Raw genomic sequence first — 14,544 nt, forward strand, 5'->3', positions numbered from 1 at the left:
GATTCTAGCCTTCAAAGATAAGGAATTACCGATAGAAGTATCTTTATCGCTGCTATCTCAGCGTTTCTTTTCCCACAGAGGTACACGGAAGAACACAGATGTTTATTATAAATGGATTGAAACTTAGCGGCGTCTTTGCGGTTCATTAAACCCATTTTAGTTTTTACCGCTAAGATGCAAAGAACGCGAAGGATTGAACCTCACTTTTCTGGAACAAGAATGAGAAACAGAATCAGAATGAGGATTTAATTCATCATTCTCGTTTTCATTCTCTTTCCGTAAAACTTAGCCCTCAAAGATAAGGAATTACCGATAGAAGTATCTTTACCGCTGCTATCTCAGCGTTTCTTTTCCCACAGAGGTACACGGAAGAACACAGATGTTTATTATAAATGAATTGAAACTTTGCGTTCTTTCACTTTGCGGTTTATAAAAGGGCTGTAATTACCCTCTGCTACGTCGGACAAAGAACGTTAAGTATTACCCTTCAAAAATAAGGGAAATCCAAAGTACTTTGTTGTAAAGTCGATCGATTGGCTTAGAAACAGGTGAATTGTCCTGGATCAAGGAATTGGAGAAACTTTGAGAGAATTTCACTTCAAAACCAAACTTGAAGAATGGAGCGAACCATTCCAAACCACCTCCGACCTGTCCCTGAAAATCATTTGCCTTGATTTTGATAAAGGGGTCTATGAAATTTTGGGAAGCATCTTCCTGGGATTGCAAATCGAATGAATACTGTCCACCTACCAGAACGTATGCTGCAAAGTTATTGATGCGTAAGGTCCGGAACTGAAGCATAAGCGGAAAATCGAGGTTGGTGGAATTTACGCGTTCCTCAACAAAAATATCCTTTGTTTTCGAAGGATCCGGATCCTGATAGTAATACTGAACCGCCCGCTCCTGGAAAGACAATGTCGGGATAAACCGCAAGCGCACAATCGGGTGACCTAATTTGATGGTGGTCACGATTCCAACTTGTCCGCCCGGCTGACGTTTGGTCTCCAGAGATTTCAAATTATAGCTAGCATAGGCATCGTTTACAGGAATCGCTTTGAAATTAGCCATGTTGACACCCAGCATGAACCCAAAGTGAATCCAACGCTCATCGAAGCGCTTGTAATTCTTTGTTTTCTCTGGTTGTGCAAAGAGCAAACCGGTTATTAAAACACAGACAAACGTAATGACCCATTTTCTATTCATACCTTTCAAACGTTGTTTGACATTTTTTATTTTGCGGGGCTTCGACTACGCTCAGCCACCGCCCAATTACCAAAGTAGACTGAATGCTTGTGCTAGAGCTCTTGCCTTCGCATAGGCGCAGCGGAGCCGAAGTCTACTTAATTCCGGAATAAATCGTTGCAATTCCACCGGAAACTAATCTGGCAGATACCTTTTTGTATCCGAGTTTTTCCAAAATATCTGTAAAATCCTTTCCTTCAGGGAATGCTGCCACCGATTCCGGCAAGTAAGCATATGCTTTCTCATCTTTCGAAATACGTTTTCCAAAGAATGGGATGATGTATTTTGAATGGAAGGAATAGTATTGTTTTACCGGAAATTTCTTTGGTTTCGAAAACTCCAGGATGATGATTTTTCCACCCGGACGAACCACACGAAGCATTTCAGCCAACCCTTTCTCCAGGTTTTCATAATTCCGCACTCCGAAACCAACTGTTAGGGCATCAAAATAATGATCATCAAATGGCAGATTTTCGGAATCACCCAACAACATGGAAATGACCTTGTCAAAACTGCGTTTCTTCATTTTCTCCCGTCCAACTTCCAGCATTCCTTCAGAGATATCCATCCCCACCACTTCGACCGGATTCAGTTTCAGTAATTGAATTGCAAAATCACCTGTCCCGGTTGCCAGATCCAAAATGCGCTTGGGCTGGATTTCCTTAAGCATGTTGACCGCTTTTCTTCTCCAGATCTTGTCTATTCCAAGGGATAAAAAGTGATTCAAAAAGTCATAGCGCTTCGAAATCTTGTTGAACATCTCTGCAACTTCTTCTTTCTTTGACTTGTCGTCTGTATTATACGGTTTTACAACTTTTCTTTCCATCTTACTAATTGAGAATGGAAAAGGGCCTTCGACTACGCTCAGTCACCTTTTCAATTCTACATTTTAAATTTTCAATCCTAATAACTATCGGGACTTAATTGAACTGTTTTCCTTCACATTCCTGGATCAACTGATCCGGTTCGATACTTACCACTCCGCTCTTTTCACAAACCAAACCTCCTGCAAGGTTTGATAATTCAGCAATACTTTCAATTGAAAGCTCTGCAGTCAGACACAAGGTTGCAACGGAAATAACAGTATCTCCCGCCCCACTAACATCCGCGATATTACGCACGTGTGCCGGTGTATGGAATTTCTGCTCCTGGTTTTTGATATAAACCCCATATTCGGAAAGCGTTACGAAGGTAATTTCGTTTCCTAGGTTCTGCTCCAGCAAATCAATCGCCTGATCGAACAAATCTCTTTTTTGAAAGCTGCAGTCGATCCCAACACCTTCTTTCAATTCCTTCAAGTTCGGCTTGAAAAGCGTCACTCCTTTGTAGGCCAGGAAATTGTCTTTTTTCGGGTCGACTGTTGTTGGAATTTCGTGTTTTTTAGCCAGCGCAATGATTCCACCGATGACTGTTGGTGTTAGCAAACCTTTATTGTAGTCCTCAAAAATAATTGCGTCTATTTTCTCCGTTTGAATGGTCTTTTCGACAGAAGCCAGAAACAGTTGTTCCTCTTGTTCATTCAAGGGATGTGTATCTTCCGCATCAATGCGCAATAATTGCTGTTGATTACCGATCACGCGTGTTTTGACTGTCGTAACCCGATTTTCGCTGGCTACAATCCCTGTTGAAAGCATATTTTGCTCTTCCAGCAATTGTTTCAGCATCTTACCATCCTTATCTGAACCAACAATAGCACATAAAATCGGAGTAGCTCCCATGGATTGAAGATTCAAAGCCACATTGGCAGCTCCTCCTAATCGTTGTTCCTGACTTTCCAGGCTTACAATAGGAACCGGCGCTTCAGGACTTACACGGTAAACTTTCCCCAACATGTAAGCATCTATCATCACATCACCAATCACTAAAATGCGTTTGGTTTTGAATGCAGCAAGTATTTCGTGTATTGTCATCTAGTTCAATTCTGCTAATGCGTTTGCAACGCGTTTCATCGCTTCGGTCAAGGTTTCTTCGGAAGCTGCATAAGATATACGCATGCAATTGGCATCACCAAATGCTTCACCGGAAACCAACGCGACTCCCTTATCCAATAAGTACATGCAAAGATCTTCTGCAGTTTGGATCGTCGTTTCTCCATTCTTTTTACCAAAGAAACTGGAAATATCCGGGAATACGTAAAACGCTCCCCCCGGCTTATTGGTCTTCACACCCGGCATTTTATCCAACGCGTCTAAAACCAATGCCCGTCTGTTTTCAAAAGCTTTCACCATGTCTTTCAAAATCGCAGGATCTGCATTTACTGCAGCAATCGTTGCACGTTGAGCAATGGAACAAGTTCCGGAAGTAAACTGACCCTGAATCTTATTACATGCATCTGCAATCTCTTTTGGAGCACCAATATATCCAACTCTCCAACCGGTCATCGCCCAAGCTTTCGAAACACCGTTTACGGTGACGATCTGCCCACGCACATCATCAAATTGAGCCATCGAATGATTGTGTCCTACAAAATTGATATGTTCATAAATCTCATCAGACATGACGATGAGATTTGGATTCTCTTTCACTACATCCGCTAATGCACGCAATTCTTCTTTGGTGTAAACGGTTCCCGTAGGATTACACGGAGAAGAAAACATCATCATTTTTGTTTTCGGGGAAATAGCTGTTCTAAATTGTTCCGGAGTGAATTTGAAATCACTTTCAATCGTTGTAGCAACCACCACCGGGATTCCTCCTGCCACTTTTACAATTTCCGCATAGGAAACCCAATAAGGTGCCGGAATAATTACCTCATCTCCCGGATTGATTGTAGCCATCACCAAATTGGCAATGGATTGCTTGGCTCCTGTGGAAACTACAATGTTTTCACGTTTATACGGAATTCCATTATCGCGATTAAACTTATTGGCAATCGCATCTCTCAAATCATCGTATCCGGGAACAGGAGTATACGTTGTGTAATTCTGCTCCATTGCCTCAGCAGCTGCCTGCTTGATAAAATCCGGAGTATGAAAATCGGGTTCACCCAAACTCAATGAAATAATGTCTTTCCCCTGAGCACGCAACTCCCTACTTTTTCGAGACATCGCAAGGGTTGCCGACTCTTCCATTTCCAATACGCGATCTGATAATTGAATCATAAAATTGCTTCGTTAATGAGTCCCAAATTTAGGGATAATTCAGAACAACAGCGCACTAATTCGGGAATAGTTTGCTATTCGATACAGAACTTTTTTCCTTAGGTTTATAACCCCAGAAACAGATCCGGCAATCCTCCGAAATTTTTTTCATTTGATTTACACTAATTTACATTTCTTTAAACGAGGTCCGATCCGGAGGGCTTACCTTTAGTGGAAACAAATGAGATTATGAAAACTCTTTTTATCGGGATGTCTCTAATTGCTTGCCTTTATAGCGCCCAACATTCGGAAAACACCAAACAACCAATTTCAATTTCATCAAGCCCTGATCTGGACGATTCAGTGGTATATGGTCCAACATTGCCTTGTTATTATAGCAACGCTGTCAGCGAGTATGTGAGACGGATTTTTCAGGATAGCAGGGGATTTCTATGGTTTGGAACCAATACGGACGGTTTAGCTCTTTTTGACGGGTATAAACTCTCTTACCTAAACACCGATGAAGGACTAATTGGTTCACAGATTACGGGAATTATGGAAGACAAAGAGGGGAAAATTTGGTTTTCGACCAACAATGGAATTTCCCGATTTGATCTTTCAGCGGCATCCGGCAAAGAATTTCAAAATTTCGGAGAGCAGGAAGGATTGAACAATAAGAGCACCTGGTGTATTTTTCAGGATCGCAAAGGAACAATCTGGGTCGGAACATTTCAGGGATTGTGTCGCTTTAACGGCAAAAATTTCGAGTCGTTTCCAATCCCTACTGCAGAAAAAAGCTGGATCAGATCTATCACTGAAGACCGGAAGGGCAATCTGTGGGTTGCAACGGCTGAAAAGGGAGCTTTCAAGTTCGACGGGAATACTTTCCGGCAATTCTCTTCCAAGGACGGCTTGTGCTCCAATGATCTGACCTGCATTCTGGAAGATAAACAAGAAAACATCTGGTTTGGTTCCATGGATGGTGGAATAAGCAAATACAATCCTTCGGAAAAAGGTAAAAAGGCTTTCGAAAATTTCAATTCCGAAAAAGGGATTGGAGGAAATGAAGTCTGGACAATCTACGAAGATTCAAAAGGAACAATCTGGTTTTCCTGTGAAGGTTCCGGAGTTTATATTTATCAGAATCAGAAAATTTACAATTTCAACGAAAAGCAAGGACTTCACATGAATGCGGTACAGGCATTTTACCAGGATCGTTTTGGCCTATTTTGGATTGGAGGTGGCGGTGGTTTGGTTCGTTTCACCGAAAATTCCTTTCGGGTGATTACCAAAGATGGACCCTGGGATGACGGTTGTTGATTGTTTTATCTTCTATGATATTCTGTTGGGACGCGATGCGTCGTGTCCCAACTAAACTAGTTATCTATTATTGTTTTACAAACTTCAGGTACTGATCCTTTATTTGAATGAGATAGATTCCATCATTTAAGGAAGAAATATCCAGTGGATTTGAGTCAGAGATTTTTCCTTGTTGGATTAGCTCTCCGGTACATGAAATTACTTCAACCACTGATTCTTCTTTCAGACCCGCGATTTGAATAAAATCGGACGATGGATTCGGATAAATACTCCAGTCTGAATTCTTGAATTCGTTTATTCCCAGCACATGAGCGGGTTCACAGGAGACGATTGAATCCAGGTTCACATAAAATGCATCGCTGTTCTTGAAAAAACAGTTCAACTGTCCTACTCCGTTGAAGTCAGGCTGAGCTCCTGCAGCATTGATCAAAGAAAGCGAACCGACTCCTTCCACCCAAACGGGATAGGCATTGTAAGTAGTATTACTTGCTGTTGGCGACCAATAAAAGTGACGGTATGAATTCCCGTCTTCCAATGGACGTAAGCGAATCGAATCCAATTGAAAAAAGCCGGGATCTTCCATAAACGGACTATTCGGATTAAATAATTCCATTGTATCCCCTTCGTTCTTCGCGAAATCGTAAAGCAGGAATTCGTCAATTTTAGTTGGATTGATCTTTGCCAGAGTCACCGTACGATTCGGAACATCTTCATAAAGCAGAAAAGTACGTGAAATGTAATGGTATCCATTGAGAATCTTATAGGTCTTTCCTCCCATAACCGTATCTCCGTCCGTATAATACACATCCGTGTTACATCCTGAAAAGCAAGTTGTGAAATGCCATTCATTGAGATTATCCAAAAGTGGTTTATAGGGTTGTGCCTGCGCCAAATGCGTGCAACAGATTATTCCGATAAAAACACTCCAAACTTGTTTCATGGTTCGAAAATACGAATTTTATGTTTGTAGGCACGCGATGCGTCGCGTGCCTACAAACAAACATAATTATTCCTTCACCTTCACAAAAATGTGCTTGGTGTTCTTGTTCGTTGTCTCACGGATATCAATCTCAAATTCGTCCATGCTTTTGATCAAAGGAAGTAGTTTTTGGAATCCGTAGTTCCGCGGATCAAAATCGCGTTTCTTTTTCAGAAGGAAATTCCCCAATTCACCCAAAAATGTCCAACCTGTTTCGTCTGCCAGATCACTCACACTTTCCTTTATCAAATTCACCAAACTCATATCGACCTTATTCATCGGACTGGCAGCTTCTTTCTTGTCCTGCTTTTGTTTGGTTTCGGATTTCGATGGAGCCGGTTTCGGTTTCAGGATTTCGATGTAGACAAATTTATCGCAGGCTGTAATAAACGGAAGCGGGGTTTTCTTTTCACCAATCCCCATTACCTTCTTTCCTGATTCACGCAAACGTGTTGCAAGTCGTGTAAAATCGCTATCGGATGAAACGATGCAAAAACCATCCACTTGCTGGGAATACAAAATATCCATCGCATCGATTATCAAGGCACTATCACTGGAATTTTTTCCGCTGGTATAACTGTATTGTTGAATTGGTGTAATTGCATTTTCAAGGAGTACTCCCTTCCATCCGTTTGCATTGGGTTTTGTCCAATCCGCATAGATTCGTTTAATTGTTGGGGTTCCGTTTTTGGCAACTTCTTCCAACATTTCTTTGATGCTGGAATAAGGTACATTATCGGCGTCAATCAAGACCGCCATTTTTTGTTCACTCATATCATTCATTTAATTCATTCGATCTGCTGTAATTCATGCTGAAAATGAAAATCACTTCCAAGAAAACAAATCGAACAGCTTACAAGATAAACATAATTACGAATGCCGAATTCCGAATGCCGAATTATTTGAGAATCACTTGAGTTAAGTTATTAACCACTAATCCTTTATGTTTATTATGCCGTTGAAGTTTTGGGTATGAGGGGATCATTGCGAATGCCTAATTTTTTGAATTAGTTCTTAGGAGGTGATTTCTTTTTTTCGGAGAATTCCTTATCCAAATCTTCCTGAACAATCATTTCGTGGAGATTATCCAGTTCCAATTTCTTATCCGCTAGTTCTTTTGAAAAATCGGGGCTATCTGAAATGAATAATAGTTCTCCCTTTGGCTTGGGTTTCATCAGTTCTTCCATGGAGGCAATGGTCGATTCACGTTGCTGCTTCCACAACTCATCCAATTCGATACTTTTTCGGCAATAGGATGTTCTCAAATTGTAAAAATCGGTTTTTAGCGAATCGTATTTCTGTCTATTCAATCGCAGGCGCTCATCAATTTCCTTCAAATCCGCTTTCATATCCCGGATGTAATCCAGTTTTTGTTGTTTCGGATAATTTGCATAAAACAACTGATCGTTGAGATGATCCAACAACGGATTTCTGTTTGCGTAGCGCTTTTGCAATTCCCGGTATTTCGAATTGGAGGTATCTATCTGATTCAAACCAACCAAAAAGATATCTGCCTGATTGGGATTCTTGTAATGGTCTGCTAATTCCAGGTGCAAGTATCCCGTTTTATCGAAGGAAACAGCTTCAACAAGCCAATCCGTATTCATTCCGCCTTTTGGTTCCGGAAAACCACAATCACCGCTAATCTTAGTCAACTTGAGCGGAAATGGTGCCGTGAATTCAAAAAAGACCTCCCCGTTACGATCCGTAATCCCGCGTACCTGTCGCTCTCCGAATTGAGCTGCTTTGTCCGGAAACTCAAAATACATCCTGGAATTAATCAATGGCAATCCTTTGAAAGAGATCCGGAGATGGAAAACAGCTGAAGATGCCTCAAAAGGCAAGAAAACGCAAAGGCAGATGAAGAGTTTTTTGAGCATGGTGCTTAAAATTACGAATGAAAATTCAATGTTTGACTTGATGTTAAGAATTGGTACAAAAGACGCTCTATCCATGCTCTATCTATGGAGTATCCATATATAATCCATAAGGTAAATTGTCTTTTCAAAAACGCAAATTTTCTATTTCGGAAAGTATGTGGTTTACCACATTCTGGAAATGTGGTAAATACTGAAAATGAGGGTGAAAAGATCAACTAAAAAGGTGTTTGATTAGATTCGCAGGGAAACCTTTTTGTTACTATGAAAATAATTACTCTTGCGCTGCTGCTATTTGGCTTTTTTAATACCTCATTTGCTCAAACTTCTTATCCAGGTCAAGGATTAATTGGCAAAGGTTATAATGTATTCGGTGAGTTTGCAAACAACAAAAGTGTACAGAGATACAAGTTATTTGATTTTTCTAAAGTTTCCACTATAGAAAATGACCTTGGCTTAAAAACACCGGAATTAGTTTATGTTGAAAGTTTTTCCGAACATCTTATTAAAAAAATAGATGGCTCATCAATAAGTGAATATTCAAATAAATTTTCTCAAGATTTTGGTCTGGGAGCGCAGGCATTCTTTTTCAAAGCCTCTTTTGACGTTCAATTTAAAAATACTGCACAACAAACTGAGAGCCTACTCTATTATACCTATATGGATATCAATACCAAATGGAGAGTTTCATTGGATATGCGTAACATGGAAAAAATAATTTCCAGCTTAGATCAACAATTCAAAACAGATCTTGAAACAATGGAACCCAAAAAGCTTTTTGAATTATACGGTACTCACTTTGTTTCAAGTGCATATTTGGGAGGGCGGGTTGATTATTCAACAGTTTCACAGTTAACGGAGGATATATCTACAGCTGAACTCAAAGGTGCACTCGCTGCTAAATACGGCGCAATAAACGGGTATTTTTCAGAAAACAATTATTACGAGAACATACTAAATGAAACACATACAGAAACAACACTTGCAGTAGTTGGAGGAAATGCTGAATACACAAACTCTATTTCAAATAAAGACCAATATAAAAAATGGGTTGAGGGAATTGAAAAAAATTCCGTTTTATGCGGTTTTGACAATAACAGCTTATTACCAATTTGGTCGCTAACCCTTAATGAAACTAGAAAAAAAGAACTTGAAAATTATTTCAACCTATCAATTTTACCATTGTATCCATTACCCAGCGCTGTAAAGAAAGATTTAACCTTAGAAAGTACAGAATTTATTGAAAAGTTCAATGTCTATCTTAAGGGGTTTTATGTCGCTCAGGATTGTGATTACTACCTCCTAACCGGTGATGAAGCTGGTGATTTCAGATGTAAAATTCAAGTTGATTCAAATGGCGAAACTGTTTACGAATATGTTACAGAGACGGGAAAGGTGCAACCAGTTTGGAGTGGTGAATGGCTAAACATAAATAAAACGACTAAACTCGAAATTCCATTGAATTCAGCAAGTGAAATTGAAGTAAAAGCAATACTGGTTGAATTTGATGATTTGCAAGAGGAAAATCTCGGGTCAAGATCACACAAACATTTATTCCCGTTTTCAACAAATGACTTATACAATACAGTTCTTGATGAAATAAACTATTATAGAATTGATTTTAACAATGCAGATGATTGCAAGGCTGTTTTATTCTATCATATTTCTCCATTTGAGGATAAAACGGCAATTGATTATGGAAACAAAGGCTGGGAAGAGTTTTTAAATGGAAACTATGAAAAGGCACAACATTACAATCGGGAAGCTTTAAAACTAACTAACACCCTTTGGTTTGTGCAATATAATGTTGCACTTATTTACCTTATTCAAAACAATCCTTTGGCTCTGGAAAAATATAAAGTTATATCCGATAATTGCCCTAATGCAGAAATCTATAAGGCTGCACTAAAAGATATTTTAGATTATGAAAAGAAACATGGGCAACTGAATAATTCAGAACAAGTAAAAATCTTATTACAATCAAAAATTAAATAATAAGCGTTTACGATTGTTCAATTTAAGATGTCGTATAAATAACCAAATTATGTCTAATAATAAAATTACGATACATGTCAGTAACGAATGAACAGAAACAACAGCAAAAAGAAGCTATCCTTGAGAATATGTTAGCTATCAAATATTGTCTTGACTTTAACAAAAATGAAGATGATTTACTGAACATTGATGAAGGAGGTTGTTTAGGTTATCCGGCTTTTATTCTTATTTGTTCAGTAATAGATACAATCGGATCTTTTTTTAGCGGTGGTGACCTTGAAATTCAAATTGATGGAGATAAAAGGAAAATTGAAAAAGCAGCTGAACACTTCTTCATATTAAACCAACTCAATCTATTTAATTTTAATCTTTCGGGCACCACAATTTTCGACTTTTATAGTTGTTTCAGGTCCACTTTAACCCACAATAATTCACTTCCAGAAAACCGATTCCTAAAGAAGGGGGAATCTGGTTCTAAGATATTCGAAATAGATAACAATCAAAAAATTCATTCCATAAGTCTCATCCCATTGAATGAAACATTATGCACAGCAGTAACCAGATTTATTCATTGGTTGGAATATGGAACATGGAGTCCAGACCATAAATTGAAAAAGGATTTGGAAGAAAAGTCTAAAAATCACAATTCGAAAAGTATTGATTTACTTCGAGATTCAGGTTTTACCGAAACTATTATTGTTAAAATAATTTCTTAATTAAAGTAATATGACAGCACGTTCAAGAGGAGCCATACTCAGTGATTTTTTCAGTGTCGTTCAAAACTTAAGACAAATAAACGTTTTAAGAAGTGATAGATATCTTGGTGATATTGGAGAATTCATCGCTTCAAAAATATTTGATGTAGAGCTATCAATTAATCAACGAGAAGAAACAATCGACGGTGAAATAAATGGCAATACAGTTCAAGTTAAATTTAACTCCTCTCCTACCAAGACAAACATTAATGTAGGCAGAGCCAGAGATTACGACTTGATGGTATTGATTTTATCAAGTTCATCTAAACATTTTCCAATAAATTGTAATTCTGATTTTGTCGGTTATTTGATAGATCAAAATTCCATAATTAGTAATTTCTCTGAGACAGCTAACAGTACTTTTTCATGTACTAGAAGGACATTAGGAGCGTTCGAATACCGAGAAATCAATTTTGTAGATTTAAACTAAATCAACATAACATGCATTAAGCAAAACACCGAAGAAAGCTAACGAACTACCAATTAATACCTTTCTACGAAATTAAAACCACTATAACATGTCTTTAGCTATTCAGGCGAATTTGATTGAAAAGGTTCTGGAAATAAAACAGAAACACCAATTACTTGAAAAACAAACAGGAGCTAATTTTTCCGTTTTTAATCTTCTGAAAATGGAACATGATGAAGTAAAAACGCACAATCGCCTGATCGGAGCCTTGCTCAACCCAAAAGGCGGTCACCATCACGGCGATCAATTTTTACAATTATTTTATGATGTTCTTTTATATTCTGAAAGTGCACGATTAAGTGAAGAAAAGAAAAACTTGATCTTAGAAATGCGAAAGGCAACAAATACCATTGTAAAAGCTGAAAAATGGCTTGGTAAAAAAGATTTGATCCAAGTAAAGGGAGGTTCGGTTGATATACATATTTCAACGAATGTTGGAGAAATACGAATTGAAAACAAGATTCATGCAGGTGACCAGGACAAACAAATAGCAAGATATTATAATGAGAAAATTGCTGATAAATTAATTGTTATTTATTGGACCAAATTCGGTACTGAACCTACCGATTCAAGTAAATTACATCTGAAAAAGGAGGAAGATTATTTTTGTTTATCGCACAAAACAGATACTGTCAATTGGTTAAACACCTGTATCGAGCAAGTTGGTGACAAACCTTATCTGCGGGAGGTCATTTCTCAATATTTAACGAGCATAAAATCAGTAACAAATCAATTAAGCAATCAACAGATGGAATCGGAAATCATTGAAGAAATATTATCAAGTCCTGAAAAATACCATGCTGCAATAACCATCTCAAAAGCAGTTGAAAACGCACGATTTGGAGTATACCGTGACATTTTAGATCGAATTGAAACTAAACTGAGAGCATCCGGATATTTTCCTCTGCAAAGGCGCCGATCCTTGCGCCAAGATGGTGGATTCATTCCAATCATCATTATAGAACTTGAAAATGAGGGAACTCATGATATCGGTTTGAATTTAGAATTGGATAACAACTATTTTTTCTTTTGTGCCATAAAACAAGGAACAAATCGCACCTACACGCAAATAAACAAATCACCAGCTGTAGATTCGATTTCGGAATATTTATTAGCCAAAACATATTCCGGTAATCATGGAGGCTCACGCACTGGGTATTGTCTATCAGGTCTTCATTATTTCACCGAAGGTTTTTCCTTCACTAATTATTTAACTTTCGATGCCGAAAAACGCAATCAATTAGCAACGAAGTACGCAATTGAAATTGTTCTAGGGATTGAAGAAAGTGAACTTAAAAAATATCATTTATAAAATGACTACGGAACCAACTCCCCTATCCAACTCTGCTTTTCAAAAGGAACAAGAAGTACAAATAATAAAATCCTTCAACGAGACTTTTCCTGTTTTTGTCACTGCTCAATTTGGTATAGTGTCTGAAGATGGCTTTTCCTTTCACTTCGACTTTGCTAATGAGGAACGCACAACGATTGGTGAGATTTACACCTGTAGTTTTCCGTTAAAACCCGGCCAACTGAGAAAAGTAAAAGGGGATATTCTCAAAATGCTGACCTTCGAAAAAATGAAGCCCAAAAAGTTAGATGAATTAGAGAAATACTACATTCTGACCATTTCTAGTCAGGATGCTTTGGGTAAAGACAGAATAGGTGAGTTTGTAAAAGATCACCAAGGTCAATCCATGTTCCCCGATAAAAGTTGGTTCCGAAAAACATTGAATATCTTTAATATCCACGTTTACTATTACGTGTTGGATGAAGATAAGCGCAAAGAATTGGAAGAGGTGCGCAAAATGCAGCAGGAAGGGATGAATACGAAGAAGTAAATTAGTGTCAAATTAATACAAACAAATTATCACTATTTTCACCCCAATGGCAATCTCCAAAAAACAAAAGCGAACTATTACTGTTGATGGGAAAACCTATCTGTGGTGGGTGTTTGATGAAGTGGACCAAACGGAATTTGATGGTACGCAAATCAAACTGATCTCTGAAGGCCAATCGCATTATCTAAAATACGGATTGGAGCAATCGGATGACAATCGCAGGGTGGTGATCGGCTTGCAAAATGCAGGAGTCCTCATTCAATTGGAATGCCCGAAGTTTGAAGATGAACAGGGAATCATCACTCCTGGCGGGGTTCGGAAACTGATCGAATGGTGCAGAATGAGACCGGATGAAAATACCGTTCGAACCATCAAACATGCATACGAGCCGAAATTACATCCTTTGTCGGAAGAGCGGATCGGGCAGCTTTACAAACGTATTCTTGATGCTGTGAACAAAGGAGTTTAGGACTCACATGTGACCCAACCTCACTTCATCTTCCCCTTCCCACGCAAATGAGCTTCGAATAGATCCTGATCCTCCTGAGTTTTAAAATAACCTTTCGGAATCCACAGGGTTTGTCTGGTCTTCAAACTGACTTGATAGTGTTTTCGCAGCGGGACAATTTTTTCTATATCGACCAGGTAAAATGGAGTTTCTTTTCCATCCTGATCTTCTATTTCAATGCAGTGTTCAAAAACCTTCACCACCCGCAAATGCCCGATCGCCGGATTTTTTTTCAATTTGCTGATAAATCGATAACGCGCCCGAATAGTAATTAACGTAAACATTCCAATAGGAATGAGTGAGATGACGGATGGATTTTTAATCGTAGCGTAAGTAAATATTCCAAGTACAATTCCAAAAACAGGAATTAATACAAACCAGAATTTTCGAAACAGCAATGAGAAATACAACGCTGCAAACTCAGATGCACTAAACTGGTAAGGATTTGTCGTGATTTTCGGTTCCATCTTGCAAAGAT

At 38.6% G+C, this 14,544-nt stretch carries 15 protein-coding genes; 7 read left to right on the forward strand and 8 right to left on the reverse strand.

What is annotated here, in order from left to right:
• Nucleotides 1-480: 480 nt before the first annotated feature.
• From AAG807_RS16560 to AAG807_RS16575, 4 genes are all read right to left on the reverse strand, one after another.
• Nucleotides 481-1,203, reverse strand: coding sequence for a porin family protein (locus AAG807_RS16560; RefSeq protein WP_341906354.1), 723 nt, complete (start codon nt 1,201-1,203; stop codon nt 481-483).
• A gap of 133 nt (nt 1,204-1,336) precedes the next feature.
• Complete coding sequence (gene ubiE / locus AAG807_RS16565) at nt 1,337-2,068, reverse strand: bifunctional demethylmenaquinone methyltransferase/2-methoxy-6-polyprenyl-1,4-benzoquinol methylase UbiE (protein WP_341906356.1); 732 nt, start codon at nt 2,066-2,068, stop codon at nt 1,337-1,339.
• Between the two features lie 94 nt (nt 2,069-2,162).
• A complete protein-coding gene (locus AAG807_RS16570; RefSeq protein WP_341906358.1) occupies nt 2,163-3,152 on the reverse strand; it encodes a bifunctional ADP-heptose synthase in 990 nt (329 codons plus the stop codon).
• Nucleotides 3,153-4,343, reverse strand: a complete 1,191-nt coding sequence (locus tag AAG807_RS16575; RefSeq protein WP_341906360.1) for a pyridoxal phosphate-dependent aminotransferase — start codon at nt 4,341-4,343, stop codon at nt 3,153-3,155.
• A gap of 228 nt (nt 4,344-4,571) precedes the next feature.
• Between AAG807_RS16575 and AAG807_RS16580 the strand changes: the two genes are divergently transcribed.
• Nucleotides 4,572-5,642 (forward strand): two-component regulator propeller domain-containing protein, encoded by a 1,071-nt coding sequence (locus AAG807_RS16580; protein ID WP_341906362.1) that lies wholly within the window; start codon nt 4,572-4,574, stop codon nt 5,640-5,642.
• A 67-nt stretch (nt 5,643-5,709) separates the two neighbouring features.
• Here the strand turns inward: AAG807_RS16580 and AAG807_RS16585 are convergent, their stop codons facing one another.
• The 3 genes from AAG807_RS16585 to AAG807_RS16595 form a co-directional block, all read right to left on the reverse strand.
• Nucleotides 5,710-6,582 (reverse strand): T9SS type A sorting domain-containing protein, encoded by an 873-nt coding sequence (locus AAG807_RS16585; RefSeq protein WP_341906364.1) that lies wholly within the window; start codon nt 6,580-6,582, stop codon nt 5,710-5,712.
• A gap of 66 nt (nt 6,583-6,648) precedes the next feature.
• Complete coding sequence (locus AAG807_RS16590) at nt 6,649-7,395, reverse strand: NYN domain-containing protein (RefSeq protein ID WP_341906366.1); 747 nt, start codon at nt 7,393-7,395, stop codon at nt 6,649-6,651.
• A gap of 233 nt (nt 7,396-7,628) precedes the next feature.
• Nucleotides 7,629-8,501 carry a hypothetical protein gene (locus AAG807_RS16595; protein WP_341906368.1) on the reverse strand — a complete coding sequence of 291 codons (873 nt, stop codon included), beginning with the start codon at nt 8,499-8,501 and terminating at the stop codon, nt 7,629-7,631.
• 261 nt (nt 8,502-8,762) lie between these two features.
• Here AAG807_RS16595 and AAG807_RS16600 point away from each other — a divergent pair, with 261 nt between their 5' ends.
• The 6 genes from AAG807_RS16600 to AAG807_RS16625 all read left to right on the forward strand — a co-directional run bounded on the left by AAG807_RS16600 (nt 8,763) and on the right by AAG807_RS16625 (nt 14,027).
• Nucleotides 8,763-10,493, forward strand: coding sequence for an MAC/perforin domain-containing protein (locus tag AAG807_RS16600; RefSeq protein WP_341906370.1), 1,731 nt, complete (start codon nt 8,763-8,765; stop codon nt 10,491-10,493).
• Nucleotides 10,494-10,567: 74 nt separating this feature from the next.
• Entirely contained in the window at nt 10,568-11,209 is a 642-nt protein-coding gene (locus tag AAG807_RS16605; RefSeq protein ID WP_341906372.1) for a hypothetical protein, read from the forward strand.
• Nucleotides 11,210-11,219: 10 nt separating this feature from the next.
• A complete protein-coding gene (locus AAG807_RS16610; protein ID WP_341906374.1) occupies nt 11,220-11,678 on the forward strand; it encodes a hypothetical protein in 459 nt (152 codons plus the stop codon).
• 88 nt (nt 11,679-11,766) lie between these two features.
• A complete protein-coding gene (locus AAG807_RS16615; protein ID WP_341906376.1) occupies nt 11,767-13,029 on the forward strand; it encodes a PD-(D/E)XK nuclease family protein in 1,263 nt (420 codons plus the stop codon).
• A 1-nt stretch (nt 13,030) separates the two neighbouring features.
• Complete coding sequence (locus tag AAG807_RS16620) at nt 13,031-13,558, forward strand: hypothetical protein (RefSeq protein WP_341906378.1); 528 nt, start codon at nt 13,031-13,033, stop codon at nt 13,556-13,558.
• Between the two features lie 46 nt (nt 13,559-13,604).
• Nucleotides 13,605-14,027, forward strand: a complete 423-nt coding sequence (locus AAG807_RS16625; protein WP_341906380.1) for a hypothetical protein — start codon at nt 13,605-13,607, stop codon at nt 14,025-14,027.
• Between the two features lie 20 nt (nt 14,028-14,047).
• On the opposite strand, the gene AAG807_RS16630 is transcribed toward AAG807_RS16625, so the two are convergent.
• Nucleotides 14,048-14,533 (reverse strand): hypothetical protein, encoded by a 486-nt coding sequence (locus AAG807_RS16630; RefSeq protein WP_341906382.1) that lies wholly within the window; start codon nt 14,531-14,533, stop codon nt 14,048-14,050.
• Nucleotides 14,534-14,544: the final 11 nt, after the last annotated feature.

The sequence above is a fragment of the Fluviicola taffensis DSM 16823 genome (genome assembly GCF_943372375.1).
In the GTDB taxonomy this organism is placed as follows: Bacteria; Bacteroidota; Bacteroidia; order Flavobacteriales_D; family Crocinitomicaceae; genus Fluviicola; species Fluviicola taffensis_A.